Source organism: Streptomyces sp. NPDC002104, assembly GCF_053593795.1.
The window spans coordinates 66,336-91,949 of the sequence record NZ_JBSFDF010000019.1 but is presented as its reverse complement, the minus strand read 5'-3'; the positions used below and the strand labels follow the sequence as shown (position 1 = coordinate 91,949).

28 protein-coding genes and 1 tRNA gene are annotated in these 25,614 nt (G+C 72.6%); 11 read left to right on the top strand and 18 right to left on the bottom strand.

Annotated elements, in window-relative coordinates:
• Window positions 1-77: 77 nt before the first annotated feature.
• Window positions 78-704: a nuclear transport factor 2 family protein gene (locus ACWCP2_RS18455; protein ID WP_450909629.1), complete on the top strand. Its 627-nt coding sequence runs from the start codon at window positions 78-80 to the stop codon at window positions 702-704.
• A gap of 18 nt (window positions 705-722) precedes the next feature.
• Here the strand turns inward: ACWCP2_RS18455 and ACWCP2_RS18450 are convergent, their stop codons facing one another.
• Together ACWCP2_RS18450 and ACWCP2_RS18445 are read right to left on the bottom strand one after the other, a co-directional pair.
• A complete protein-coding gene (locus tag ACWCP2_RS18450; RefSeq protein ID WP_450909628.1) occupies window positions 723-1,361 on the bottom strand; it encodes a response regulator in 639 nt (212 codons plus the stop codon).
• A complete protein-coding gene (locus ACWCP2_RS18445; RefSeq protein ID WP_450909627.1) occupies window positions 1,358-2,050 on the bottom strand; it encodes a sensor histidine kinase in 693 nt (230 codons plus the stop codon). Before ACWCP2_RS18445 ends, ACWCP2_RS18450 begins: the two co-directional genes overlap by 4 nt.
• A 241-nt stretch (window positions 2,051-2,291) precedes the next feature.
• On the opposite strand from ACWCP2_RS18445, the gene ACWCP2_RS18440 reads away from it, so the two are divergent.
• Together ACWCP2_RS18440 and ACWCP2_RS18435 are read left to right on the top strand one after the other, a co-directional pair.
• Window positions 2,292-2,795 (top strand): hypothetical protein, encoded by a 504-nt coding sequence (locus tag ACWCP2_RS18440; RefSeq protein WP_450909661.1) that lies wholly within the window; start codon window positions 2,292-2,294, stop codon window positions 2,793-2,795.
• Between the two features lie 266 nt (window positions 2,796-3,061).
• Entirely contained in the window at window positions 3,062-4,066 is a 1,005-nt protein-coding gene (locus ACWCP2_RS18435) for a hypothetical protein (protein WP_450909626.1), read from the top strand.
• Here ACWCP2_RS18435 and ACWCP2_RS18430 read toward each other — a convergent pair.
• Window positions 3,996-4,676, bottom strand: a complete 681-nt coding sequence (locus ACWCP2_RS18430; RefSeq protein WP_450909625.1) for a pentapeptide repeat-containing protein — start codon at window positions 4,674-4,676, stop codon at window positions 3,996-3,998. The genes ACWCP2_RS18435 and ACWCP2_RS18430 overlap by 71 nt on opposite strands.
• A 157-nt stretch (window positions 4,677-4,833) precedes the next feature.
• Here ACWCP2_RS18430 and ACWCP2_RS18425 point away from each other — a divergent pair, with 157 nt between their 5' ends.
• Window positions 4,834-5,826 carry a zinc-binding dehydrogenase gene (locus ACWCP2_RS18425; protein WP_450909660.1) on the top strand — a complete coding sequence of 331 codons (993 nt, stop codon included), beginning with the start codon at window positions 4,834-4,836 and terminating at the stop codon, window positions 5,824-5,826.
• 10 nt (window positions 5,827-5,836) lie between these two features.
• Here the strand turns inward: ACWCP2_RS18425 and ACWCP2_RS18420 are convergent, their stop codons facing one another.
• The 4 genes from ACWCP2_RS18420 to ACWCP2_RS18405 form a co-directional block, all read right to left on the bottom strand.
• On the bottom strand, window positions 5,837-6,310 hold the full coding sequence (locus ACWCP2_RS18420; protein WP_450909624.1) for an N-acetyltransferase family protein: 474 nt from the start codon (window positions 6,308-6,310) through the stop codon (window positions 5,837-5,839).
• A 9-nt stretch (window positions 6,311-6,319) separates the two neighbouring features.
• Entirely contained in the window at window positions 6,320-7,327 is a 1,008-nt protein-coding gene (locus tag ACWCP2_RS18415) for an aminoglycoside phosphotransferase family protein (protein ID WP_450909623.1), read from the bottom strand.
• A gap of 104 nt (window positions 7,328-7,431) precedes the next feature.
• Entirely contained in the window at window positions 7,432-7,875 is a 444-nt protein-coding gene (locus ACWCP2_RS18410; protein WP_450909622.1) for a hypothetical protein, read from the bottom strand.
• Window positions 7,876-8,072: 197 nt separating this feature from the next.
• The gene (locus ACWCP2_RS18405) at window positions 8,073-8,813 is read right to left on the bottom strand and encodes a DsbA family protein (protein WP_450909621.1); all 741 of its coding nucleotides are present in this window, start codon (window positions 8,811-8,813) and stop codon (window positions 8,073-8,075) included.
• A gap of 159 nt (window positions 8,814-8,972) precedes the next feature.
• On the opposite strand from ACWCP2_RS18405, the gene ACWCP2_RS18400 reads away from it, so the two are divergent.
• Entirely contained in the window at window positions 8,973-10,355 is a 1,383-nt protein-coding gene (locus tag ACWCP2_RS18400; protein WP_450909620.1) for an NAD(P)/FAD-dependent oxidoreductase, read from the top strand.
• Window positions 10,356-10,401: 46 nt separating this feature from the next.
• On the opposite strand, the gene ACWCP2_RS18395 is transcribed toward ACWCP2_RS18400, so the two are convergent.
• Window positions 10,402-10,479 (bottom strand) — tRNA-Thr (locus ACWCP2_RS18395).
• A gap of 104 nt (window positions 10,480-10,583) precedes the next feature.
• Window positions 10,584-11,252 carry a hypothetical protein gene (locus ACWCP2_RS18390; RefSeq protein ID WP_450909619.1) on the bottom strand — a complete coding sequence of 223 codons (669 nt, stop codon included), beginning with the start codon at window positions 11,250-11,252 and terminating at the stop codon, window positions 10,584-10,586.
• A gap of 199 nt (window positions 11,253-11,451) precedes the next feature.
• On the opposite strand from ACWCP2_RS18390, the gene ACWCP2_RS18385 reads away from it, so the two are divergent.
• The 3 genes from ACWCP2_RS18385 (at window position 11,452) to ACWCP2_RS18375 (ending at window position 14,022) form a co-directional block, all read left to right on the top strand.
• Window positions 11,452-12,540: an ABC transporter ATP-binding protein gene (locus ACWCP2_RS18385; RefSeq protein WP_450909618.1), complete on the top strand. Its 1,089-nt coding sequence runs from the start codon at window positions 11,452-11,454 to the stop codon at window positions 12,538-12,540.
• A gap of 246 nt (window positions 12,541-12,786) precedes the next feature.
• Window positions 12,787-13,200, top strand: coding sequence for a hypothetical protein (locus ACWCP2_RS18380; RefSeq protein ID WP_266878811.1), 414 nt, complete (start codon window positions 12,787-12,789; stop codon window positions 13,198-13,200).
• A gap of 42 nt (window positions 13,201-13,242) precedes the next feature.
• Window positions 13,243-14,022 carry a nucleotidyltransferase family protein gene (locus ACWCP2_RS18375; protein WP_450909617.1) on the top strand — a complete coding sequence of 260 codons (780 nt, stop codon included), beginning with the start codon at window positions 13,243-13,245 and terminating at the stop codon, window positions 14,020-14,022.
• A gap of 140 nt (window positions 14,023-14,162) precedes the next feature.
• On the opposite strand, the gene ACWCP2_RS18370 is transcribed toward ACWCP2_RS18375, so the two are convergent.
• The 6 genes from ACWCP2_RS18370 to ACWCP2_RS18345 all read right to left on the bottom strand — a co-directional run bounded on the left by ACWCP2_RS18370 (window position 14,163) and on the right by ACWCP2_RS18345 (window position 20,496).
• Window positions 14,163-15,728, bottom strand: a complete 1,566-nt coding sequence (locus tag ACWCP2_RS18370) for a DoxX family membrane protein (RefSeq protein ID WP_450909616.1) — start codon at window positions 15,726-15,728, stop codon at window positions 14,163-14,165.
• A gap of 155 nt (window positions 15,729-15,883) precedes the next feature.
• Complete coding sequence (gene rlmB, locus ACWCP2_RS18365) at window positions 15,884-16,855, bottom strand: 23S rRNA (guanosine(2251)-2'-O)-methyltransferase RlmB (RefSeq protein ID WP_450909615.1); 972 nt, start codon at window positions 16,853-16,855, stop codon at window positions 15,884-15,886.
• A 126-nt stretch (window positions 16,856-16,981) separates the two neighbouring features.
• On the bottom strand, window positions 16,982-18,382 hold the full coding sequence (gene cysS / locus ACWCP2_RS18360) for a cysteine--tRNA ligase (protein WP_450909614.1): 1,401 nt from the start codon (window positions 18,380-18,382) through the stop codon (window positions 16,982-16,984).
• 105 nt (window positions 18,383-18,487) lie between these two features.
• Window positions 18,488-19,000, bottom strand: coding sequence for a 2-C-methyl-D-erythritol 2,4-cyclodiphosphate synthase (ispF, locus tag ACWCP2_RS18355; RefSeq protein WP_450909613.1), 513 nt, complete (start codon window positions 18,998-19,000; stop codon window positions 18,488-18,490).
• Window positions 18,990-19,736, bottom strand: a complete 747-nt coding sequence (ispD, locus tag ACWCP2_RS18350) for a 2-C-methyl-D-erythritol 4-phosphate cytidylyltransferase (RefSeq protein WP_450909612.1) — start codon at window positions 19,734-19,736, stop codon at window positions 18,990-18,992. Before ispD ends, ispF begins: the two co-directional genes overlap by 11 nt.
• 277 nt (window positions 19,737-20,013) lie before the next feature.
• Window positions 20,014-20,496 carry a CarD family transcriptional regulator gene (locus tag ACWCP2_RS18345; RefSeq protein WP_003953493.1) on the bottom strand — a complete coding sequence of 161 codons (483 nt, stop codon included), beginning with the start codon at window positions 20,494-20,496 and terminating at the stop codon, window positions 20,014-20,016.
• A gap of 612 nt (window positions 20,497-21,108) precedes the next feature.
• Here ACWCP2_RS18345 and ACWCP2_RS18340 point away from each other — a divergent pair.
• A complete protein-coding gene (locus ACWCP2_RS18340; RefSeq protein ID WP_450909611.1) occupies window positions 21,109-21,777 on the top strand; it encodes a DUF461 domain-containing protein in 669 nt (222 codons plus the stop codon).
• A 107-nt stretch (window positions 21,778-21,884) separates the two neighbouring features.
• Here ACWCP2_RS18340 and ACWCP2_RS18335 read toward each other — a convergent pair whose 3' ends face one another.
• The gene (locus tag ACWCP2_RS18335; RefSeq protein WP_007265514.1) at window positions 21,885-22,565 is read right to left on the bottom strand and encodes a response regulator transcription factor; all 681 of its coding nucleotides are present in this window, start codon (window positions 22,563-22,565) and stop codon (window positions 21,885-21,887) included.
• Window positions 22,562-23,806 carry a sensor histidine kinase gene (locus ACWCP2_RS18330; protein WP_382980064.1) on the bottom strand — a complete coding sequence of 415 codons (1,245 nt, stop codon included), beginning with the start codon at window positions 23,804-23,806 and terminating at the stop codon, window positions 22,562-22,564. Before ACWCP2_RS18330 ends, ACWCP2_RS18335 begins: the two co-directional genes overlap by 4 nt.
• Before the next feature lie 222 nt (window positions 23,807-24,028).
• Here ACWCP2_RS18330 and phoU point away from each other — a divergent pair, with 222 nt between their 5' ends.
• Entirely contained in the window at window positions 24,029-24,706 is a 678-nt protein-coding gene (gene phoU, locus ACWCP2_RS18325) for a phosphate signaling complex protein PhoU (protein WP_450909610.1), read from the top strand.
• Between the two features lie 118 nt (window positions 24,707-24,824).
• Window positions 24,825-24,977: a hypothetical protein gene (locus ACWCP2_RS18320; protein WP_254386622.1), complete on the top strand. Its 153-nt coding sequence runs from the start codon at window positions 24,825-24,827 to the stop codon at window positions 24,975-24,977.
• A 90-nt stretch (window positions 24,978-25,067) separates the two neighbouring features.
• On the opposite strand, the gene ACWCP2_RS18315 is transcribed toward ACWCP2_RS18320, so the two are convergent.
• A complete protein-coding gene (locus ACWCP2_RS18315) occupies window positions 25,068-25,529 on the bottom strand; it encodes a hypothetical protein (RefSeq protein WP_450909609.1) in 462 nt (153 codons plus the stop codon).
• Window positions 25,530-25,614 lie beyond the last annotated feature (85 nt).

Sequence of the window (25,614 nt, the reverse complement as noted above, 5' to 3'; positions counted from 1 at the left end):
GACACGACAGGCTCGTCAGTGCCCGGACCGCCCCGAGCAGGCCCGGGCGCCACCAGCCGTGTCGAGAGGAACCCGCCATGCCGACCACCGATTTCGCCCCGGAACGCCGCCGCATGCTCACCATGCTGGGCAGCGGCGCCGCCGTAGCCGGGCTCGGCGCCCTCGCCGCCGCGACGCCCGCCGCCGCCGCGTCCACGTCCGGCTCCGAGGAGCTCTCGACCGCCTCCTACGCCTCCGGCCCGGCCGGTTCGGCGGAGGACGAGCTGGCGATCAACCGCCTGCTGGAGACCTACCTCTTCGCCGTGGACACCAAGGACAAGACGGTCTTCCGGACCCTCTTCACCGACGACGCCACCCTCACCGTGATGGCCCACCCCGACGGCACCGCCGGCATCGTCAAGTCCGGCATCGAGGCGGTCGTCGCCAACCTCGACGGCGCGGCGGCCTGGGGCTACTCCACCCACGTCACGGCCAACGCCTACATCCGCGTCACCGGCCGGTACACCGCGACCGGCGACAGCCACGCCACCGCCCAGCTCGTCTACCCGGCCACCGCCACCGCCCCGGAGACCGTCGTCGTACGCGGCATCCGCTACCGCGACGAGTACGTGAAGTCCGCCGGCGTCTGGAAGATCCGCAAGCGCGTCTTCTCCCCGCTCTGGCAGTACAACGGCACCGCGGTCCAGATCGCGTACCCGAACTGACCCGGCCCGTCCCGGGGTTCACCCCAGCCCGATGAGCCCCCGGTCGACGGCCGCGCGCACGGCCGCCGTACGGTTCTCCACCCCGAGCTTCTCGTAGACGTGCACGAGGTGCGTCTTGACCGTCGTCCCGCTGATGAACAGGGCCGAGCCGATCTCCCGGTTGGAGCGGCCCGTCGCGATCAGCTCCAGGATCTCGGTCTCCCGGGCCGTCAGCGCCGCACTCGGCGCCCGGTACCGGCTCATCAGCCGCGAGACCACCGAGGGCGACAGCGCGGACTCCCCCGACGCCACCGTCCGCAGCGCCTGGAACAGCAGGTCGGGCGGGGACCCCTTCAGCAGGTACCCCGCCACACCCGCCTCCACGGCCCGTACGACGTACGCGTCGGACTCGTAACTGCTGAGCACGACCACCCGGGGCGGCGCGGGCAGCCGCCCGATCCGGCGCGTGGTCTCCACCCCGCACATCCCCGGGCCCATCCGGATGTCCATCAGCACCAGCTCGGGGCCCAGTTCGCGCACCATCCGCAGCGCGGAGCCCCCGTCCGCGGCCTCACCGCACACCTCGAACTCGGGGCACCCGCCGAGCAGCGCCCGCAGCCCCGCCCGCACGACGGGATGATCGTCCACCAGCAGGATCCGCACCGGAGCCGGAGTCATACCGGCCCCGGGGGCGCGGGCACGCAGACCGACACCACCGTCCCTCCCCCGCCCGGACTGCTCTCCACCGTCGCCGTGCCCCCCAGGTACGCGATGCGGCGGCGCAGCAGCCGCAGCCCGTCCCCACCCGGGCGCGCGGCCGCGCCACCGGAGCCCGCGCCGATGTCGGCGCCGGCGTCGGCCGGATCGCAGTCGAAGCCGACGCCGTCGTCCCACACGTCCAGGGCGAGCACGTACGGCTGGTAGGTCAGGGTCACCACGACGGCCGAGGCCCGCGCGTGCCGCCGTACGTTGGCCAGGGCGCCCTGGGCCGCCCGCAGCACCGCGGCCTCGGCCCTGCCCGGCACCGGCCGGGGTTCCCCCTCCAGCCGGAACCGGGCCCCGTCCGTCCCGGCGCACAGCTCGCGCAGGACATCGGCCAGGGCCGCCCGTTCCAGCTCCGCCGGAGCCAGGTCGTGGATGATGCGCCGGGCCTCGGCGAGGTTCTCGCGCGCCGCGGCGGCGGCCTGCCGGACCAGCCGCCGGGCCTGGACCGGCTCCCGGGTCCACTCCCGGTCGGCCGCGTCGAGCAACAGGTGCATGCTGGTCAGCCCCTGCGCCACGGTGTCGTGCAGTTCGGCCGCGAGCCGGTGGCGCTCGCGCAGCACTCCGTCCACCACGGCCTCCCCCTGCCCCCCGGCTCCCCCCACGCCCGTCCCCTCTCGCCACGACCCCCCGGACGCGCCGAGCTTAATCCGGCCAACCCGACACCCCCCGGGGGCATCAGGAACTCTGATCCCCGGCCCCGCACCCCCTCCACCCGGAGAACGCACGGTCGGCATGGTCGGCATGGTCGGCATGGTCGGCATGGTCGGCGTGGTCGGCGTGGTCGGCACGGTCCACATGGGACGCGTGGGGCACCCCCACCCCGCCCATGACACCATCGGGTACGTGCTCGACATCGGCTACTCCCTCTCCCGGCGCTTCCCCGACCCCCCGCAGACCGACTACCGCTCGGCGGACGTCCACTCGCTGCGCCACGACCTGTTCTGCGGGGACGTCTACCTCGCCGACACCACCGCGGACCGGGAAGTGTCCACAGCCTGGGGATGGGTGCCCGTACTGGACTTCGCCTGGGCGCTGTGCGACATCGTCGAGCAGCTCGACCAGGACCCGCGCGGCAGCCGCGCGGCCGGCCGGCAGTACGCGGAGATCGACTTCACCGAGTCCTCGGACCGCATGCTCTTCGAGCGCCGCTTCGGCTGGGTCGACGTCGAGGCCGACTGGATGCCGTCGGAGGAGGCCCCCCTCACCTTCAGCCACCGCCTGCTGCGCCGCGAAGCCCGGGACTTCCTCCACGACGTGATCGCGGACCTCGTCGACATGCACGACGGCCTGGCCGACAACCCGATCATCTGGACCCTCCAGTCCCGCTTCCCCCGCGTCCCGGCCTAACCCCCGGGCCCCCGGGCCAGGTCCGGCCCGTCCCGGGCCTACCGGGCCACAGACCTACCCAGACACGGGCCTGCCGGGCACGGCCCGCCGGGCCGCGGACCTGCCGGCCACGAACCTGCCCGGCAGACGGGCCTGCCCGCCACGGGCCTGCCAGGCTGCCTCTCCGCCACCCGGAGGCCGGGCACCGGCCGCCCCGTACGGCCAGCAGGTAAGGTCGCTCCCTTCGGGCCCGACCGGCCCGGAGTCCCCGTGAGGCAGCGCCGACCATGACCGACCCCGCCCCCACCCCCGGCTTCGACCCGGCGGCCGCGGCCGCCCCCGCCGCCCGGCTGCGGCTCGACCGGGCGCTGGACCGCCTCGCCGTCGTCTTCCGCGGGATGACCGCCCCGGCCGGCGAGGTCCAGTGCGACTGCCACTGGGGCAGCCCCGAAGAGCTCGCCCTGCTGAAGCTCCCCGGCACGGACGACCTCGACCCCGACCTCCTGCACCGCACCTGGAGCGCCCCCGACTGGAACGACCACGGCGCCGTGCTGCGCCGCGTCCTGCCGCAGTTCGCCCGCGAACTGACCGCCGGTCTCGGCGCCCACGCGGGGGAGATCGACCGGGTCGGCATCTCGTTCCACCGCGGCGCATGGCAGCAGTGGCCCGCGCCGCAGAGCGCGGCCGTGGCGGAGTTCCTGCACGCCTGGTGGGCCCACACCCTCCTCACCCCGCATCCCGCCATCCCCGCGCACGAGGTCCTCCAGACATGCACCGAGGCCTCCGGCGGCATCGGCCCCTGGCTCGCGGACTGGGAGACCGTCCGCCACCCGGTCGCGGACCAGCACCTCGCCGACACGCTCCCCGCATGGCAACGGGACCTCCTGTGCGAAGAGCTCCCCTGGTCCACATGGACCTTCTCCGAGGACGAGGAGGAGGAAGCCGTGCGCACGGAACTGACCGACTGGCTCGCGAGCCACGCGCCCGCACGCCTCCGCGCCCACGGCGCCCCCGAAGAGATCCTCCACACCGTGCGGCTGCTCGGCCTCGCGGATGCCGACCGCTGGAACGACCCGCACTGGCCGTGCCGTACCCGTGATCCGCCCGACGGGACGCAGCTGAAGGGGGATGGAGCCCGCGCCCGCGCCCCACGGCACCCCACCACGGCACCCCACCGCAGCACCGTGTCCGCAACCCGCCGCCCCGCGCCGGGCCGCCCCGCTACGGAACCACCCTCAGCCCCAGCTGCGCAGCCATCGCCGGAGCCAGCTCGAACAGTTGACCCGCGCTGATCACCGCCCCGGCCAGCGCATCCACCCCCCGCGCGATCTCCAGCGCACGCGCCCCCCTCAGGTCCACGTCAGCCATCCGCACCCCCGTGAAATCCACCCCCCGGACCTCGCAGTCCCGGAACTCCACCCGCTCCAGCACCGCGCCCGCGAAGTCCGGCTCCACCAGCACGCACCCCTCGAAGACCACGTCCTTGAGCCGCGCCGTGCGCAGGTTCAAGTAGTCGATCTTGCCCCCGCGCACGAGCACCCGCTCCAGCACCGCCCCGTGCAACTGCACCCCGCCCAGCCGGGCGTCCAGCAGTTCCACGTCGCGCAGCGAGGCCCCGGACAGGTCCGTCCCCACCCCGCGGACGCCGTCCAGCACCGAGTCCAGGATCCGTACCTTTGCCAGCCCGGTCTCGTCCAGCACGCAGCGCCGTAGCGCGCAGTCCATGAACCGGGCCCCCCGCCCGTCCCCGCCCGCCAGGTCCACCTCGACGAGCTCCAGCCCGTCGTAGTCCCCGTCCGGCTCCAGTTCCTGCCCCGCGTCCTGCCACCCGCCCAGCTCCGGCAGCCGCACCTCCGGCCGCCGCGCCGCCTTCACCGTCTGCTGCTGCCCGTTTCGCGCCATCCCCCCATCCTGACGGACCCCACCGACAACCCTGGCCCCTTGACCTCAACCCCACTTGAAATCGGACCCTTTCCCCATGACCACCACCAGGACCGCCACGCCCGCCGCGCCCGCCGCGCCCGCCACTCCCGCCCCCACCACGCCCGCCACTCCCGTCATGCGCGCCGTCCGCCTCCACGCGTTCGGCCCCGCCGAGAACCTCACCCACGAGTCCGTCCCCCGCCCCGTCCCCGGCCCCGGCCAGGTCCGCATCGCCGTCGCCGCCGCCGGAGTCCACCTCCTCGACACCGCCCTGCGCCGCGGTGTCCAGGGCCCGCCCGCGCCCCTGCCCGAACTGCCGACCGTCCCCGGCCGCGAAGTCGCCGGCACCGTCGAGGCGATCGGCCCCGGCACGGACACCGGATGGCTCGGGCAGGCCGTCGTCGTCCACCTCGGATTCGCCCCCGGCGGCTACGCCGAGTACGCCGTCGCCGACGCCGCCCGGCTGCACCCCGTCCCGGCCGGCCTCGACCCCGCCACCGCCGTCGCCATGATCGGCACCGGCCGCACCACCCTCGGCATCCTGCAGTTCGCCGAGCTCGGCCCCGGCTCCGTCGCCCTGGTCCCGGCCGCCGCCGGCGGCATCGGTACCCTGCTGGTCCAGTACGCCCGGCACGCCGGAGCCACCGTCGTCGCCCTCGCCGGCGGCCCCGCCAAGACCGCCCGGGCCACCGCCAACGGCGCCGACCTCGCCGTCGACTACACCGCCCCGGACTGGGCCGACAAGGTCCGCGCCCACCACCCCGAAGGCGCCACCGTCCTGTTCGACTCCGTCGGCGGCGCCGTCGCCCGCACCGCACTCGGCCTGCTCCGCGAAGGCGCGCAGCACCTCGTCTTCGGCTGGTCCGGCGGCCCCCTCGCCCTCACCGCCACCGAGCAGGCCGCCCTCGACGCCCGCGGCATCACCACGCGGAACGTCCTCGGCCCCGCCATGCTCCGGCGGGCCGGCGGCGAGGACCCCCTGCGCCTCCTCGAAACCCGCGCCCTCGCCGAGGCCGCCGCCGGCCGCCTGCGCCCAGCCCTCCAGCGCTACCCCCTCGCCGAAGCCGCCGCGGCCCACCGCGACCTGGAGACCCGCGCGACCACCGGCAAGGTCGTCCTGGAACCCTGAGGGCCCCCGGCTACGCGCCCCCGAGCTCCGCCAGCGCCCCGTCGGTCAGCCGGTACACCGACCACTCGTCCTGCGGGCGCGCACCCAGGGCCTCGTAGAAGGAGATCGTCGGCTCGTTCCACTTCAGGACCGACCACTCCAGCCGCTCGTACCCGCGCTCCACGCAGATCCGCGCCAACTCCCGCAGCAGCGCCTTCCCGTGGCCTCCGCCGCGCACGCCCGGGCGGACGTACAGGTCCTCCAGGTAGATCCCGTGCACCCCGCGCCACGTCGAGAAGCTGAGGAACCACAGGGAGAACCCGACCGCCTCGCCCTCCTCGGTCACCGCGAGGTGCGCGAAGGCCGCCGGGCGCTCCCCGAAGAGCGCCTCCCGCAACTGCTCCTCGGTGGCGCGCGCCTCGTGCGGCACCTTCTCGTACTCCGCGAGCTCGCGGATCATGGCCTGGATGACGGGTACGTCGCTGACGACGGCGCTACGGATCATGCCTGCACCCTACGAGCCACCGCGCCGGCCCCTCCCGCGCGGCCCGCCCCGCCCGCTCCGCCCGCTCCGCCCCAGCAGCTCCTCCGCGATCCTCAGCTGCCGCCCCGCGGGCCGGTCCCCGTCCTCCACGTCCCACAGGCAGTTCTGCAGCACCCGGCCCAGCGTCCAGGCCCGCGCCCGTTCCCGGTCCGCGCCCACCGCCTCCGCGAGCGCCTCGAACCGCCACCGCACCTCGTGCGCACGGAAGTTGTTGGCCAGCGCCGGCAGCAGCTCGAACCCCGGATCGCCCGCGAGCGGCTTCGGATCGATGGCCAGCCACGGCTCGCGCCCGGCCGCCAAGACGTTGTCGTAGTGCAGGTCCCAGTGCAGCAGCCGGTCCCCCGGCTCCCCGGCCACCTCCGCGAGGGCCGCCGCGCAGTCCGCGACGAGCCCCCGCTCCCGGCCGTCCCCCAGCCGCGCCAGCGCCCCCGGCGCCGCCTCCAGCATCGCCGCCGCCACGTCCCCGAGCCGCCGCACCCCGGCCGGCGCCGGGACCGCCGTCAGCCGGGCCAGCAGCCCGCCGAGCAGCCCCACCGCCCGCGCGGAGTCCCGTACGGCCAGGCCGGACAGCGGCCGGCCCTCGTCGAGGCGCTCCAGCAGCAGCGTGCCGGTCTCCGCGTCGTCCGCCAGCAGCCGTACGCAGCCCTCCCCGGCCCATGCGCGCAGCGCGAGCGCCTCCTGCGCGTTCTCCTCGTCCAGCGCCGGCAGTTTCAGCGCGGCCGGGGTCCCGTCGGCCCGTACGACCGGCAGCACCAGGGCCGTCACCCCGTACATCCCGGGCCCGGTGACCCGTAGCTCCCACCGCTCCAGGAAAGCGGCCACCCGCCCGGGCAGCGCGTCGACGAACTCCCGCCCGGCGGCGCCGTTGTCCCGCACCTGCGCCCGCGCGAACGGCGCCGGAACCCCGCCGAACCCACTCCCTCCCGAACCACCCGAACCACCCGAGCCACCCGAACCACCCGCCGACGCACCGTCCATGGCCCGACCCTAAGGCGGGCCGATGGGCCCCGGGGCGGACGGTTCCGGACATGCGAGAGGGGTGTCACCCGCATGCGGGTGACACCCCTTCGCCGCCCGCCCTCCTACACGCTGGAGTCGTCGAACGGGTTCTGCATCACCTTGGAGTCGTGGCAGCTCGCGACCGCGCCGCTGCTGGCGTTGATCTTGCAGACCTGGAAGTAGGCGTAGTCGATCCAGCCGGCCTCCAGGTACGTCTGCCACTCGGCGTGCGTCTGGCCGGTGGGCACGATCCGCATCGACCAGGTCTTCTTGCCGAGTTCGCCGCCGGTGACGAGGCGGATGCCGATGCGGTAGCCGTCGGTCGCCCGGTCCTCGGCGATGACCGCGATCGGGTCGAGACGGTAGGGGTTGATCCTCCACTGCCAGGCCATGCGCCCGTAGTACGCGTTGGTCGAGATGCTTTCATCGCTGACCAGGTTGCCCGCGGCCGCGGGGCTGGCGATGAGCGGAGTGAGGAGCGTGGCCAGAGCCGCGGCGGTGACGACGAGGCCGGTCTTGAAACGCAAGGATCCCCCAGGGAACGGATGTTGGCTGGAAACGCCTACTCTAGCTCGAAACCGATCACGCCTGACCATGCATCAACTCCACCCGAGCCGCGCGCGCTTCACCCTCCCGAAGGGACCCCCCGGCCCCGAAGCCACGCGGACGAGACCCGAAGGGGACGGCCGAGACACCCCCGTCAAAGGGACGGCCAGGACAGCCCCTAGGCGGAAGCCCCGATCCCCACACCGCTCAGCGCCCGCGTGAACGCCTCCGCGTCGAACAGCGACCCGTCCCTCGACCCGACCGGCTTCCCCTCCACCAGCACCATCGGCGTCCCCTGCGCATGCGTCGCCTCGAAGGCCCGCTCCGCCTCGGCGACCCACCCCGCGTACTTCCGCCCCTTCACCGCCGCGTCGAAGTCCGCCCCGCGCAGCCCCGGGACCCGGTCCGCGATCTTCAGGAGCAGCTCGTCCGTGAACCTCCCCTTCGGCTGACTGGCGAAGACGGCCGCGTGGTACTCCGCGAACTTCCCCGCGTCCGCCGACGCGCGCAGCGCGTTGACCGCCCGGACCGAACCGCTCGCGCCGTCCCGGTCGAGGAAGGAGGCCAGCAGGTACTCGATCTTCACCTGCCCGGCCGCCGCCAGCTTCAGCAGCGACTCCCCGCCGGTCGCCTCGAACCGCGCGCAGTGACCGCACCTGGGGTCCACCAGCACCTGCGCGGTGCGCGGCGCGTCCGGCTTCCCCACCACGATCTTCGCCCCGTCCACCACCGCCGGCAGCCCCGCGAGCTGCCCGGCGATCGGGCTGGTCCGCACCGGCACCTCGGAGGCGGTCACGGCCTCCCCCGCACCCGGCCCGGAGCCGCACCCGACGACCGCCCCGCCCAACAGGGCCACGGACGCGACCACCGCGATCAGCCGCCCCGCGATCAGCCGCCCCGCCCTCACCACCCGCGCCATACGAACCCGTACCTCTCACCCAAAAACCTGACAAAATCCCCGCTCCACCTTAAGAAGGATCCGCGCCGCCCACATCAGCCATCCGGCCACCCCCCGGCCCCCGAAACCCGACAGCACGCCCCTGGACACCCCTCCACCACCCCGTGTAGCAACTCCCCCATGACGATCAACGGCGGCATTTCCTTCTGGTACGCGACGGACGAGACCGCCCCCGCCCACCCACCGCGCGCCCCGCTCACCGGCAACACCACGGCCGACGTCGTCATCGTCGGCGGCGGCTACACCGGCCTGTGGACCGCGTACTACCTCAAGACCGCCGCCCCCGACCTGCGCGTCACCGTCCTGGAGCAGAAGTTCTGCGGCTACGGGGCCTCCGGCCGCAACGGCGGCTGGCTCTACAACGGCATCGCCGGCCGCGACCGCTACGCCACCCTGCACGGCCATCAGGCCGCCCAGCGCCTCCAGCACGCCATGAACGAGACCGTCACCGAGGTCATCGACACCGCCGCCAAGGAGGGCGTCGACGCCGACATCCACCGCGGCGGAGTCCTAGAAGTGGCCCGCACGCCCGCCCAGCTGTCGCGCCTCAAGGCTTTCCACGCCGCCGAACTCGCCTTCGGCGAGACGGACCGCGAGCTCTACGACGCCACCGACACCCGCGCCCGCATCGACGTCGCGGACGCCGTGGGCTCCTCCTGGACCCCGCACGGCGCCCGCATCCACCCCCTGAAACTGGTCAAGGGCCTGGCCGCCGCCTGCGAACGGCTCGGCGTCGTCATCCACGAGTCCACCCCCGTCACGGAGATCGCCCCGCGCCGCGCCCTCACCCCGTACGGCACGGTCCGCGCCCCGTACGTGCTGCGCTGCACGGAGGGCTTCACCGCCGCCCTCAAGGGCCAGAAGCGCTCCTGGCTCCCGATGAACTCCTCGATGATCGCGACGGCCCCGCTCCCCCCGGAGACCTGGTCCCAGATCGGCTGGTCCGACGCCTCCACCCTCGGCGACATGGCGCACGCCTACATGTACGCCCAGCGCACGGCCGACGACCGCATCGCCATCGGCGGCCGCGGCGTCCCGTACCGCTACGGCTCCCGCACCGACAACGACGGCCGCACCCAGCCGGCCACGATCACGTCCCTCACCCGCCTCCTCGAATCCTTCTTCCCGGCCCTCACCGGCGTGGAGATCACCCACGCCTGGTCGGGAGTCCTGGGCGTCCCCCGCGACTGGTGCGCCACGGTCACCCTCGACACCACGACGGGCCTCGGCTGGGCCGGCGGCTACGTGGGCTCCGGCGTGGCCACGGCCAACCTCGCGGCCCGTACCCTGCGCGACCTGGTCCTGAACGACAGGACGGACCTCACGACCCTCCCCTGGGTCAACCACCGCGTCCGCCGCTGGGAACCGGAACCCTTCCGCTGGCTGGGCGTCCAGGCCCTGTACGCCGCCTACCGCGAGGCGGACCGCCGGGAATCCACCACCCACACCCCGGCCACCACCCCCCTGGCCCGCCTGGCGGACCGCATCTCGGGCCGCGGCTGACGCGCCCGCGCAAGAAGGCCCCGGGCAACCGCCCGGGGCCTTCCGATGGGGCCCCCTGTCGGATTCGAACCGACGACCTACGCATTACAAGTGCGTTGCTCTGGCCGGACTGAGCTAAGGAGGCGTGGCGACTCCGTGCGCGGCACGGAATCGCCTTCACTCTACACATCGCCCCGACCGCTCAGCGAAGAACTTTCCGGTGGCCGGGGCCCCCGCCGGCGGCCCGCCTCACGCCCCCGGATACCCCGCCCGTGCCACCCGCGGGGCAACCGCCGCCAGCGGGAGACCCGGGTTGAGGGCGTCCACGACGGCCTGGGTGAGCGGGCGCAGCTCCCACACGTGGCGGACCGCCTCCAGGGGCAGGTCGGTCTCGTAGTAGTCCTCGGCGAAGTCGCGGTAGGCCTCCGGGGTGCCCGCCACGAGCAGCTCGAAGAGGTAGTCCGCGCCGTCCGGGTCGGACTTGCCCTCCGGGAACTCCACCTCGCCCGCGCGCCACTGCGTGTCGCCGGTCTCGCGCCAGAACACGGCGGTGGCGTTGAGCACGCCGTCCACGCAGAACGCCGGCTCCTCCAGGTACGGCCGGAAGGCCTTCGGTATGCCCTCGGTCAGGCCCGGCCACCCGTCCTCGTTGTCCGTGTCCGCCCACGGGCTCATCACCGACTCGTGGTCGAAGCCGTGCCCGAAGACCCCGTCGGCCGTGAAGACGATCGCGTAGTCGTCGCCGGAGCCGTTGTCCATCAGTGCCGCCTCCTCGCCCGGGCCCCACTTCGGGTCGTAGGCGAAGTAGCCGTCGTCCTCTTCGCCGCTGATCACCAGTTCCAGCGCCGCCATCGCCCGGCAGCGGTCGCGCAGCGTCTCGATGTCCGGCAGCGCGCGGGTCACGTCGTAGATGGTCATGCCCGCGATGAAAGCAGCCGCCTCTGACAGCCACCCCGACGGCCGGCTCCACGGGTGGAAACGCACCGGAACTCATCCGGGTCCAGGTGCTGACAGGAACGGCGCGGGCGGGTAGCGTCGGGCCGAGTCCAGTCCACTGGACTAGACCTTCCACTCGGATCGTCCGGCACGTTCCTGCCGGTAGAAGGGATTCATCACCATGGCTTCTGTCACGTTCGACAAGGCGACCCGTCTGTACCCCGGCGGCGACAAGCCCGCCGTCGACCAGCTGGAGCTGGAGATCGCGGACGGCGAGTTCCTCGTCCTCGTCGGCCCCTCCGGCTGCGGCAAGTCCACCTCGCTGCGCATGCTGGCCGGCCTGGAGGACGTCAACGGCGGTTCCATCCGCATCGGTGACCGCGATGTCACGCACCTGCCGCCCAAGGACCGGGACATCGCGATGGTGTTCCAGAACTACGCGCTGTACCCGCACATGTCCGTCGCCGACAACATGGGCTTCGCGCTCAAGATCGCCGGCGAGGACAAGGCCACCATCCGCAGGAAGGTGGAGGACGCGGCGAAGATGCTGGACCTGACCCAGTACCTCGACCGCAAGCCGAAGGCGCTCTCCGGCGGTCAGCGCCAGCGCGTCGCGATGGGCCGCGCGATCGTGCGCAAGCCGCAGGTGTTCCTCATGGACGAGCCGCTGTCGAACCTCGACGCCAAGCTCCGCGTGTCCACCCGTACGCAGATCGCGGCCCTCCAGCGCGACCTGGGCATCACCACCGTCTACGTCACCCACGACCAGGTCGAGGCCATGACGATGGGCGACCGCGTGGCCGTGCTCAAGGACGGTCTGCTGCAGCAGGTCGACACCCCGCGCAACATGTACGACCGCCCGGCGAACCTCTTCGTCGCCGGCTTCATCGGCTCGCCGGCCATGAACCTCGTCGAGGTCCCGATCACCGACGGCGGCGTCAAGTTCGGCGACAGCGTCGTCCCGGTGTCGCGCGAGGCGCTGTCCGCCGCCGCCGACGCGGGCGACCGCACGGTGACCGTGGGCGTCCGCCCGGAGCACTTCGACATCGGTGACACGGGCGGTCTGACCATCACCGTGAACGTCGTCGAGGAGCTGGGCGCCGACGGGTACGTCTACGGTTCCACCTCGCACTCCGAGGGTTCGCAGGACATCGTGGTCCGCGTGAGCGGCCGCAACGTGCCCGAGAAGGGCTCCACGCTGCACGTGGTGCCGCGCGCCGCCGAGATCCACGTGTTCTCGACCTCCTCGGGTGCCCGCCTCTCCGGCTGACCCGGCACGTACGCTTCCACAGCCGCCGAAGGGGCGTCCCGTCAAGGGGCGCCCCTTCGGCGCGAGTTCCGCGCGGCCGGGCCCGTGCCCAGGTCCGCGGTCCGGTCCGAAGTCCCCCGCGAGGTCCGGCAGATCGGGCCATTCGGCCCCAAGCGTCAACCCTTAATTCGAAAAGCCACGTCGAACCATCCCCCGACCGGGTGACTAAATGTCGCCATATCTTCACCGAGCGCTACTCTCGCCCTCGTGACCCACACTGCCCGCCGTATCGGCCGATCCCTCGCCCTGGTCCTGCCCGTCGTCCTGGTCCTGTCCGGGACCCTCGCGGTCACCATGGTCCCCTGGGCGGACAACACCCCCTCCCAGATCCTGACCGCGTCCGCCGAGGACGTCTCCGTCCCCGCGAAGCCGCGCGCCGCCCAGGACGTGCTGCGCGAAAAGCTGTTGAGCGAGATCCAGCAGGGCGAGCAGCCGGGTGACGTCCTCACCCACCTCCAGCAGGAGGTCGACCGGCGGCCGTCCCTCGCCGAGCACTGCGTGGGGATCGCCCGCGCCCTCGGGCGGGCCGCGGTGGACGCCTACGGGCCCACGAAGGCCCAGTCGTTCGCGCGGCCGGTGTGCGACACCGCGTACGCGTCCGGCGTCGCCTCCATGGGCTGACGGCCGCCGCCGCACGCCCTTCCGCACCCGGACACCGAGAACATGACCGATTCCGAGCGTTCCGAAGGCTCCGGGCCTTCCGACCGACCCCACGCGGCCGCGTTCCCGGCCTCCCCGACCCAGGCGGTTGTCCTGGCGGGGGGCCAGGGTTCGCGGCTGCGGCCGTACACGGACGACCGTCCCAAGCCGATGGTGGAGATCCCCGGTACGGGGCTGCCGATCATCGGGCACCAGCTCGCGTGGCTGGCCTCGGAGGGGGTGACGGACGCCGTGGTGTCCTGCGGGCACCTCGCCGAGGTGCTCCAGCAGTGGCTGGCCGAGGCGCCGTTGCCGCTGCGCGTGACCACCGTCGTGGAGGACGAGCCGCTGGGCCGGGGCGGCGGCCTGAAGTACGCCGCCCGCCACCTCCCGTACCCCGACCGCTCCTGGTACGCGACCAACGGCGACGTGTGGACCCGGTTCTCGCTGCGCGAGATGGCGGCCTTCCACGCCGAGCGCGGCGCCACCGCGACCCTCGCGCTCGCCCGGCCGCGCATCCCCTGGGGCGTGGTGGAGATCAACGAGTACGGGCACGTACTGGACTTCATCGAGGCGCCGCAGTCCCCGTACCCGGTCAATGCCGGCGTGTACGTCTTCGGTCCCGAATTCGCGGCCCTGCTGCCGGATTTGGGGGACCACGAGCGCACGACGTTCCCCCGCCTGGCCCGTGAGCGGCGCCTCGCGGGCTTCCCGCTGCCCCAGGGGGCCTACTGGCGGGCGATCGACACGGCGAAGGACCTCACCGAGGCGGCGCGGGAGTTGGCCGCGCAGAAGGCCACGTAGCGCCTCCACGGCCCGTACGCGAAGGAAGAGGGGCCCGGCACGCTCTCGCGTACCGGGCCCCTCTTCGCGTCTGTTCGCGTCTCTTCGTGTCTGTTCTCGCCTCTTCGCGTCTCCTGCGTGCCGCCCGCGCGGGCCGCCCCTCAGTTGCCGAGCAGTCCGCCCAGCAGGTCGGGCTTCTTGGGCGCGGTGCTGCCCGCTCCCCCGGTGGACCCGCCGCCGCGGGTCCCCGTGGAGCTGGCCGGGGGCTTCTGCGGGGTGGACTGGCGGGGGGTGCTGCGCGGGCTCTTGCTGCTGCTGCCGCTGGTGGCGCCGCGGGTCGCGCTGGGCGAGCCGGAGCCGGCCGTCGGGGAGCTCGAACCGGCGGCGCCGCGGCTGGCCTTGGCCGCCGGGGAGGAGGCTCCGGCCGAGGGCTTGACGGTCTGCTTCGGGGAGGTGGAACGCGTCGCGGGCTGCTGCTGCTTGGAGGTGCTCGGCAGCGGCCGCCCGGGCAGGTAGTTGCTCGGGGCCTCGCCCGGTCCCGGCACGGTGACGACGGTGGTGGAGCGGACGGCGCCGCCGAGGAGCGAGCCGACGAGCAGGGTGAGCCCGCAGATGACGCTGGCCATGACGGCCCCGCGGCGCAGGACCCGGCGGCGCAGCCGCCAGACCTCGGAACGCGGGCCCAGGGTGCGCCAGGCCTCGCTCGCGAGGCGGCCGTCCAGGGAGTAGACGGGGGCGCCCGCGATGATCAGCGGGCTCCAGGCGGCGAGGTAGATGATGTCGGGGGCGTCGTAGGCGGGGACGGTCTTCCAGCTCACCGTCATCAGCAGCGCGGCGGACAGCAGCGCCCCGAAGCAGGCGGCGAACCGCTGCCACAGGCCGAAGACCGTCAGCACGCCCACGATGACCTGGAGGAAGGCCACGCTCAGACCGGCGCCGACCGGGTGGGCCAGCGCGAAGTCGCGCAGCGGTTCGGCGAGGGCCCACGGCTGCAGGGTGTGCAGCCAGGTCACCATGGAGCCGCGCTCGCCGCCGTCGAAGTAGACGGGGTCGCACAGCTTGCCCATGCCGGCGTAGATGGAGATGAAGCCGAGGAAGACGCGCAGCGGAAGCAGCACGACGCCGAGGTTCATGCGGCGGCCGGGGTAGTACGAGGCCTGCGCGCGGGCGTCGCCCTGGGCCCGGCGGGAGTCCGCGGACCCGCTGCCCTCGGAGTAGGTGCCGTCGTAGGCCTCGTGGGGGTGGGAGAGACCCCCCACCACGGGCTGCAGCCGGGTTTCCTCGGCGTCGCCGTAGCTGCGCTGGCCGATGACGGTCGGGGTGGCGAGCGTGTCGTCCGCGAGGTCGTGGGCGAGGTCGATGCGCGGGATGGTCTGGGTGGCGCCGCCGTCGTACTCGTCGCGGCCGTGGCCGCGCCCGTGCTCGCGTACGGCCTGGAGCAGGCCGCCCATGGCGGCGCTGGCGGCGGCGTCGCCGGGGGCGGACTTGCCGCTCCAGACGACGGGGCGGCGGCGTGCGGCGCCGGCTCCGGCGGCCGCGAGGGCCCCGCCGAGTACCGGGGCGAGCCCCGGGGCGCCCGAGGGCCTGGGACGCGCGCTGGGGCTCGGTGCGAGCCGCACGCGGAAGCTGGCGTGGTTGACGATGACCTGTGCGGGGTCGCACGGCACCTTGACCATGCTCAGCGCGGGCTGGTCGTCGAACCCTGGCGTTCTGGTGTCCACACTCATCTAACCGAGTGATGAGTGTTTAGGACACTGCCTTGACATCAGGGATGTGTCCGAGACCCGTCAAATCAAGCCACCCCGCCCGTAAGGGGCGGGGTGGCACGCTCACGGGTCACGTCCGGTGAGCCAAGTGGATCAAGCGGGGGCCGCGGTGGTGCTCAGGCGCGGCCACGGGTGGCACGGCGGCGGGAGGCCTCGTAGAGGACGACGCCCGCGGCGACACCGGCGTTGAGCGACTCGGCGCCGCCCGGCATCGGGATGCGCACGAGGTAGTCGCAGTTCTCGCCGACGAGCCGGCCGAGGCCCTTGCCCTCGGAGCCGACGACGATGACGACGGGGCCGCCGAGCGCTTCGAGCTCGTGGACCTCGTGGGTGCCCTCGGCCGCGAGGCCGACGACGGTGATGCCGGCCTTCTTGTACTCCTGGATGGCGCGGGTCAGGTTGGTGACCCGGGAGACCGGGGTACGGGCGGCGGTGCCGGCCGAGGACTTCCAGGCACCGGCGGTCATGCCGGCGGCGCGGCGCTCGGGGATGACCACGCCGTGGCCGCCGAAGGCGGAGACGGAGCGGACGATCGCGCCGAGGTTGCGCGGGTCGGTGACACCGTCGAGGGCCACGATGAGCGGGTCCTCGTGGTTCTCGTACGCGGCGGCGGTGAGGTCCTCCGGGTGCGCGTACTCGTACGGCGGGACCTGGAGGACAAGGCCCTGGTGGTTGAGCCCGTTGGTGAGGCGGTCGAGCTCGGGGCGCGGGGCTTCCATCAGGTTGATGTTGCCGCGCTCGGCCGCGAGCTGGAGGGCCTCGCGGACGCGCTCGTCGTTGTCGATGAACTGCTGGACGTACAGGGTGACGGCCGGTACGCCGTCGCGCAGCGCCTCGAAGACCGGGTTGCGGCCGACGACCATCTCGCTGGTGCCCTTGGGGCCGCCGCGGCGGGGGGCCGGGCGGCGCTTGGCCGCCTGGCGCGCCATGGCGCCCGCGATGCGGTTGGCCTTGTGCTTCTTGCGGTCCTCGGCCTTGGGCGTGGGGCCCTTGCCTTCGAGGGCCTTGCGCCGCTGGCCACCGCTGCCGACCGTCGCGCCCTTCTTGTTGGACGTGCGGCGGTTCCTGCGCTGGCTGTTCCCGGCCATGACCTCTACCTGATTTCGTTGGTGCTGCGATATGTACGTATGAAGAGTGTGCCGCCCGGATCGCCGGGCGGCCCAATCCGAGTGCGCCAGTCGGACTGCTCCGGAGGGCCTGTCGGCGGTACGCGCCTAGCGCGGGCCGAGGGTCCAGCGGGGTCCGGTGGGGCTGTCCTCGATGACCAGGCCCGACTGCTGGAGCTGGTCGCGGATGGCGTCGGCGGTGGCCCAGTCCTTGCGGGCGCGAGCGGACTCGCGCTGCTCCAGGACCAGGCGTACGAGGGTGTCCACGGCTCCGTGGAGGTCCTCCCCGCGGTCCGCCTCGCCGGCCCAGTGCGGGTCGAGGGGGTCGAGTCCGAGGACGCCCAGCATGGCCCGCACCTCCGACAGGCGCGCGATGGCCGCGTCCTTGTCGTCGGCGGCGAGCGCGCTGTTGCCCTGGCGGACGGTCGTGTGGATGATCGCGAGCGCCTGCGGGACGCCCAGGTCGTCGTCCATGGCCTCGGCGAAGGCCGGCGGCACCTCGGCGGCGGGCTCGACGGAGCCGCCGGCCTTCTCGATGACGCGCTGGATGAAGCCCTCGATGCGCGCGAAGCCGGACTCCGCCTCGCGCAGGGACTCCACGCTGTACTCGATCATCGAGCGGTAGTGCGGGGTGCCGAGGTAGTAGCGCAGCACGATCGGGCGCCAGACCTTCAGCATCTCCGAGACGAGGACGGAGTTGCCCAGGGACTTGGACATCTTCTCGCCGGACAGGGTGACCCAGGCGTTGTGCATCCAGTACTTCGCGAACTCGTCGCCGTAGGCCTTGGCCTGGGCGATCTCGTTCTCGTGGTGCGGGAAGATCAGGTCGAGCCCGCCGCCGTGGATGTCGAAGGCGCTGCCGAGGTACTTGTGCGCCATCGCGGAGCACTCCAGGTGCCAGCCGGGACGGCCGCGGCCCCACGGGGTCTCCCAGTCGGGCTCGCCCGGCTTGGAGGCCTTCCACATGGCGAAGTCGCGCGGGTCGCGCTTGCCGGTGATGCCCTCCTCGGCGGGCTGGCGCAGGTCGTCGATGTTCTGGTTCGACAGCTCCAGGTACCCGGGGAAGGAGCGCACGTCGAAGTAGACGCTGCCGTCGGCCTCGTACGCGTGGCCGCGCTCGATGAGCCCGCGCATCATCTCGATCATCTCGGGGACGTGCCCGGTGGCGCGCGGCTCGTACGTGGGCGGGAGGCAGCCCAGCGCGTGGTAGCCGTCGTTGAAGGCGCGCTCGTTCTCGTAGCCGATGGACCACCACGGGCGGCCCTGGTCCTCGGCCTTCCCGATGATCTTGTCGTCGATGTCGGTGACGTTGCGGATGAAGGTGACGTCGAGACCGCGGTAGGTGAACCAGCGGCGCGCGATGTCGAAGTTCAGGTACGAGCGGACGTGCCCGATGTGCGGAGCCGCCTGCACGGTGGCGCCACAGAGGTAGATCGAGACGCAGCCCGGGACGAGCGGGGTGAAGTCACGGATCTGCCGGGCGCTGGTGTCGTACAGGCGAATAGTCACGGCATCCAGGGTAGTGCGCCTGTAGCAGTGCCCCGCGACCCTTTCGGTACGCGGGGCCCGCATTGTTGGCGCGGAGGTGCGGGCGGGGTGTGTCCGTACGGGGTACTAGGCCCGGTTCGTCCGGTGGACGAGGGCCGTGGCGATGGCGGCGAGGCCTTCGGCGCGGCCGGTGAGGCCCAGTCCGTCGGTGGTGGTGCCCGAGACGGAGACGGGGGCGCCCGCCGCCGCGGCGAGCGCCTTCTGCGCCTCTTCGCGCCGCTTGCCGATCTTCGGGCGTACGCCGATCACCTGGATGGCGATGTTGCCGATCTCGAAGCCCTCGGCGCGGACGATCCGGGCGGCTTCCGCCAGAAGGGTGACTCCGGCGGCGCCGGACCACTCGGGGCGGGAGGTGCCGAAGTGCGCGCCGAGGTCGCCGACGCCGGCGGCGGAGAACAGGGCGTCGCAGGCGGCGTGCGCCGCGACGTCCCCGTCGGAGTGCCCGGCGAGGCCGTCCTCGCCCTCCCAGAGCAGGCCGGCGCACCACAGTTCGCGGCCGGCCTCGAAGGCGTGCACGTCGGTGCCGATGCCGACGAGCGGCATCGGCACGGTCGGCGGGGCGTCGGGGCTAGTAGGCATCGGTGGCCCTCCTGCGGGCGAGTACGGCCTCGGCGAGGACGAGGTCCAGCGGGCGGGTGACCTTGAAGGCCTCTTCGTGGCCGGGGACCACGACGACGGTGACGCCGAGCTGCTCCACCATGCCGGCGTCGTCGGTGGCGCCCTCGCCGCTGATGGCGATCTTCTCGTGCGCGAGCCGCAGCGTGGCGAGGTCGAAGCCCTGCGGGGTCTGCACGGCGCGCAGCCGGGCCCGTACGGGGGTGGCGACGACCGGCTCGGGCTCGCCGGGCCGGCCGGGCTCGACCTCCTTGACGGTGTCGGCCAGCGGCAGCGCGGGGACGACGGCGGGTGCGCCGTCGCGGACGGCCTCGACGACGGAGTCGACGGTGTCGACGGGGACCAGGGGGCGGGCCGCGTCGTGGATGAGGACGGCCGTGACGTCGGCCGGGAGCGCGTCCAGGCCGGCGCGTACGGATGCCTGCCGGGTCTCCCCGCCGGGGACGACCAGGATCTCCGTGCGCTCGGGCAGGGCGTGCTCGTCGATCAGCCGGCGCACCTCGGCGGTGCCGTCCGGCGGCGCCACGACGACGACGAGGGCGATCGCCCGGGAGCGCGCCATGGCGCGTACGGCGTGGATGAGCATGGGGGTGCCGCCCAGGGTCCGCAGGGCCTTGGGGGCGCCGGGACCGAGACGGACCCCGCGGCCGGCGGCCGGGATCACCGCGGCGGTGCGGTGGGGGCGCGATTCGTCAGACATCAGTAGCTCCGAGCCAGGTTTGTGACTTCGGCCGACATGGGTATGGCCTGAAGGGTGCCGGGTGCGACGCCCTCGCCCCTTCCGTGACGACCGGTCGAGTCGGCTGCCCGGACCCGGCACGCCAGTGATGGTCAGGCCCAGTGATAGTGATGTTCAGGCCAGTGATGTTCAGGCAAGGCCGCACAGGTGCAGACATGCCGCAGCGCCCGGCAACAAGTCTCCTTGTCATCGGGCACCGCGGCACAACTGTGTACGACAAAAGCGTACGAAGATCGCGTCAGGACGCGAGCACTTCGTCGAGGAGGGCCTCGGCCTTGTCCTCGTTGGTGTTCTCGGCGAGCGCGAGCTCGCTCACCAGGATCTGACGCGCCTTCGCGAGCATGCGCTTCTCCCCTGCGGAGAGCCCACGCTCACGCTCACGACGCCACAGGTCACGCACGACTTCGGCGACCTTGATGACATCGCCAGAAGCGAGCTTTTCCAGATTTGCCTTGTAGCGCCGGGACCAGTTCGTCGGCTCTTCGGCATACGGTGCGCGGAGCACCTCGAAGACCCGGTCCAGCCCGTCCTGGCCGACTACGTCGCGAACGCCTACGAACTCCGCATTGTCCGCAGGGACGCGAACGGTCAGGTCACCCTGGGCGACCTTGAGCACCAAGTAGGTCTTGTCCACGCCTTTGATCTGGCGAGTTTCGATGGCCTCGATCAGCGCGGCCCCGTGATGGGGATAGACCACGGTGTCGCCAACCTTGAACGTCATGTGACAGGTACCCCTTCCGTGGCTATCCAGGGTAACACGAGAATCGACCGTTATGAATGGCGTTTTCGCAGGTCAGGGCCCATCTCAGGGCTTGACAACTGCGACAGGAACGTGCTGGGAGAGGCCCACGGAAGGGGGTATTCGCAGGTCGGAGCCGCTGTGCGGACCAGCCGAAACGGCTACGTTACACCTGCCCGGGACCCCCGACGATGTGACCTACGTCCCGTTTTGACGGTTTCGGGGTCGGGAAACCGAACTACTCCGTTCGACTGGCGGCCACCCGTACGGGTCCGTTCCGGCCCAATCCCGGAATTGATCACCGGTCCGTGTTCGATGAAATCCCGAAATTGATCACCGGAGGCCCGCCCGCCTTTGCGGGCGGGCCTTTTGCGAATGAAAGATCACCCGGCCCCGGCGGCGCGGTGACGGGAGCGGCGCGTGTGACGGCGGGACCCCGGTCGGGGCCCGGCCCCACACTGCGGAGGGTCGGGTGCGGGGGCGGGGCGGCGGCTCGGTAACCTAAGCGCGCTGACACATCCTTAGAGCGGCTTTACTTCGCCGCTCCGAGGCGTCCACCCTTCCGTTCCGTACGTCCAAGGAGTTGCCTCCCCCGTGAGCCGCAGCCTTCGACGCGGCGCCCTCGCCGCCACCGCCGCCGCCTTCTCGATCGTCTCGCTGGGCGCCTGCGCCGCGGGTCACGACGCGCCGACTCTCCAGGTCAAGCCGGACAACGCCGCCGTGACCAAGGGCGACATCAAGGTCCAGAACGCCTTGGTCATCACCCAGGAGAAGGACAAGAAGGGCCCGGCCGCGGTCTCCGCGACGGTGTTCAACAACGGCACCAAGGACCAGACGCTCGACGCCATCACGCTTCCGGGCAGCAAGGCCGTGGTGACGCTGAAGCCCGCGGGCAGCGCCTCCAAGGTGGTCGTCCCGGCCGGCGGCTCCGTCCTCCTGGGCGGCACGGGCAACGCCTCCGCCGTGGTCGCGGGCGCCGAGTCCGTCCTGGACGGCAACGTCCAGAAGATCGTCTTCCAGCTCAGCACCGCGGGCGACGTCGCGCTGGACGGCTTCGTCGTCCCGGCCACCGGCATGTACGAGGGCTACGGCCCGACCGCCGTGGCGGTCGTCCCGGGCGCCACCCCGTCCGGCACCCCGTCCGGCACCCCCTCGGGCTCGCCCGCGGCCACGCCGTCCGGATCCCCCTCCGGGGCCCCCTCGGGCTCGCCTTCGGGCAGCCCGTCCGGTTCCCCCTCCGGGTCCCCGTCCGCCGGTCACTGAGGCGCGCAGCACCGTACCCAACGGGAACGGCCCCCGTCCGCTCGATGCGGACGGGGGCCGTTCTTCGTGTTCCGGGCCGTGCTCGCGGGCCGTGCTCGCGGGCCGGTTTACGGCTCGAACTTGTAGCCGAGGCCGCGGACCGTGACCAGGTAGCGCGGGGCGCCCGGGTCCGGCTCGATCTTGGCGCGCAGGCGCTTCACGTGGACGTCGAGGGTCTTGGTGTCGCCGACGTAGTCGGCGCCCCAGACCCGGTCGATGAGCTGCATGCGGGTCAGGACGCGGCCCGCGTTGCGCAGCAGCATCTCCAGCAGGTCGAACTCCTTCAGCGGGAGGTCCACCTTCGCGCCGGCGACGGTGACCACGTGGCGGTCCACGTCCATGCGGACCGGGCCCGCCTCGAGAGCGGCCGGGGTGACCTCTTCCGGCTCGCCGCGGCGGCGCAGGACCGCGCGGATGCGGGCGACCAGCTCCCGCGAGGAGAAGGGCTTCGTGACGTAGTCGTCGGCTCCTATCTCCAGCCCGACGACCTTGTCGATCTCGCTGTCCTTGGCGGTCACCATGATCACGGGGACGTTGGAGCGGCCGCGCAGCTGCCGGCAGACCTCGGTGCCGGGCAGGCCGGGGAGCATCAGGTCGAGGAGGACGAGGTCGGCGCCGTTGCGCTCGAACTCGTCGAGCCCGTCGGGCCCGGTCGCGGCGATCGCGACCTCGAAGCCCTCCTTGCGGAGCATGTAGGACAGGGCGTCGCTGAAGGATTCCTCATCCTCGACGACGAGCACTCGGGTCACGGAAGGACCTCCGGGGCAGGGATGGCTGGAGCGGTGTGAGGTTCGAGCTGGGGGCGGGCGGGTGCGGAGGCCGTCGCCGGGGCCGGCGCGGCTGCTTCGGGGAGTCGCAGGGTGAACGTGGAACCCTGGCCCTCCGAGCTCCATACCGACACCTCCCCGCCGTGCGAAGCCGCTACGTGCTTCACGATCGCAAGGCCCAGGCCGGTTCCTCCCGTGGCGCGGGAGCGGGCCGGGTCCACACGGTAGAAGCGTTCGAAGATGCGCTCGCGGTCCTTTTCCGGGATGCCGATGCCCTGGTCGGTCACGGCTATCTCGATCAAGTCTCCACCCGGCGCGGTCACCCGGCGCGCGGCGATGCCGACGCGGGTACGGGCGGGGCTGTAGTTGACGGCGTTCTCGACCAGGTTCCCGAGGGCGGCCGCGAGCTGCCCCCGGTTCCCCCATACCCGCAGGTCGGCGGTGCCGCCGGCGGCCATGGTGATCTGTTTCGCGGAGGCCGTGTGGCGGCAGCGGTCTATGGCCTCGGCCACGAGCGTGTCCACACGGACGGGCTCCGCGTCCTCCAGCGGGTCGTCGTTCTGTACCCGGGAGAGGTCGATGAGTTCTTGTACGAGGTTGATCAGGCGGGTGGCCTCGATCTGCATGCGGCCCGCGAAGCGGTGTACGGCCTCGGGATCGTCCGAGGCGTCCATGACGGCCTCGGAGAGCAGGGAGATGGCGCCGACCGGGGTCTTCAGCTCGTGCGACACGTTCGCGACGAAGTCGCGGCGTACGGCCTCGATGCGGCGGGCCTCGGTGAGGTCCTCCACGAGGAGGAGCACCAGGCGGGAGCCGAGCGGGGCGACGCGCGCCGAGACGGCGAGCGCCTCGCCGCGGCCGGTGCCGCGCCGGGGCAGGTCGAGCTCGACCTGTCGTATCTCCCCGTCGCGGCGGGTGTCGCGGGCCATGTGGAGCATGGGCTCCACGGCGAGCTTGCCGCCGCGGACCAGGCCGAGGGCATATGCCGCCGAGCTGGCCTTGACGACCGCGTCCCCCTCGTCGAGCACGACGGCGGAGGAGCGGAGCACGGAGAGGACGGTGTCCACTCCCGGTGGGAGCACCGCGTTGATGTCGGGGCGCATGGAGCTCCGGGTGGGGCGGGCTTGGTCGCGCTCGCTCCAGCGGAACGCCAGCATCGCGATCACACCGGTGCAAAGACCGGCGATCGCTGCAGCTGCGGCGACCGCCGCGTTCACGTCCATGACTCCAGGTTAAGCAGGTCAGGGAACACTTCCACAGCCGTTCGGGTGGCACCTCGAACAGTCGTCGCCCAGAGTTCACCCTGACGACCGTGCTGATTCACTTGTGATGCCGGAGTCGGTCGCGTTGGGGGTTCACCGTGGCAACGTGGGGCCAGTGGCCGCACCGGCCCGCCCCGGGCAGCAGTACGGCAGTAGCAGTAGGTCGAGAGAGGGACACGAGACATGCGTGACGCGTACCACGAGGAACTGGACTCGATCGGTGAAGGCCTGGTCGAAATGGCCCGGCTGGTCGGATCCGCCATCGGGCGGGCCACGACCTCCATGCTCGACGCCGACCTGAAGCTCGCCGAGAGCGTCATCGCCGCCGACCAGAAGGTGGACGACCTCCAGCACGACCTGGAGGCCCGTGCCATCGCGCTGCTCGCGCGCCAGCAGCCGGTCGCCACCGACCTGCGCATCGTGGTCACCTCGCTGCGCATGAGCGCCGACCTGGAGCGCTCCGGGGACCTGGCACAGCACGTGGCCAAGCTCGCCCGGCTCCGCTTCCCCGACACGGCGGTCCCGCGCGACCTGCACGCGACCATCCTGGAGATGGGGCAGCTCGCGCAGCGGCTGATGGCGAAGGCGGCCGAGGTCATCATCACGAAGGACGTCGACCTGGCGCTCCAGCTGGAGCAGGACGACGACGAGATGGACCAGCTGCACCGCACGCTGTTCCAGCACCTGATGGACGACCGCTGGAAGCACGGCATCGAGACGGCGGTCGACGTGACCCTGCTGGGCCGCTACTACGAGCGCTTCGCGGACCACGCGGTGTCGGTGGCCAAGCGCGTGGTCTACCTGGTGACGGGCGAGCACGCGGACGAGCTCCAGACGCCCACGCAGGTCGAGGGCGTCTGAGCCCGGGCCCTGACCGGCCACCGGCGCTGGATCAACAACGAGCCCCCAATGCGCCGTTGACGCGGGGGCCCGGCTGGGCATGAATGAGGCGAAGGCACAACGCCTACGAGGAGGATCCATGCCCGATTCCCCCGTCCCCATCACCCCGGAGCAGGAAGCGCAGCCCCCGGAGGGCCTGCGCCTGAGCTTGCCCCTGCTCGCGGCCTGCGGCTGCGGCTCGGGCTGCGGCTGCGGCTGCCAGTCCGGCGCCCCCTGCCAGTGCGGCGGCTGAGGCCGCCCGCCCGGCAACCCGTCCACGAAGGGCCCCGTCCGACAACCCGTCGGCCGGGGCCCTTCGCGCACGCGGGGGCGGCCGAGCCCGTCAGAGGTGCCGCTTCGCGGCCGTGACCAGGGCCGATATGCCTTCGCGGGTGCTGGCCCGACGGGCCTCGAACTCCTCGCGGCTCTCCGTCTTGTGCACCACCGCGACCTCGGCGAACAACGCCTGCGCCCGCGTGCTCAGCACCTCGTCGACGGTGAGCATCTGCAGCCGGAAGAGGGCCTCTTGGGCTGCGGAACGCAGCTCGTAGGACCGGGCGGCGACCGAGCCCGGTTCGTCGTACTGCTGGGCGTAGGTGCAGAACCACAGGTGGACGAGGGTGCGCCGGAAATTCACGAGTGCCCCCGCGTACGCGGTGTAGGCATCGAGCCGCTCCTGCCGCAGCTTCTCCGACCGGGTGAACTCCTGCCCCCGCGTCGCCACCCGCTGCTGGAAGGCGAAGGTCACCCCCGACCCGAGCAGGGTGCCCAGAACCGCTACCGCGCTGGCGATGATTGCTTCCACCCCACCACCCGAGCACGTCGGGTCACCCGCCACAAGACGGAAATCGCCCTCCCCTGGCGGGAAACCCGCAGGCGGAGGGCGTTTC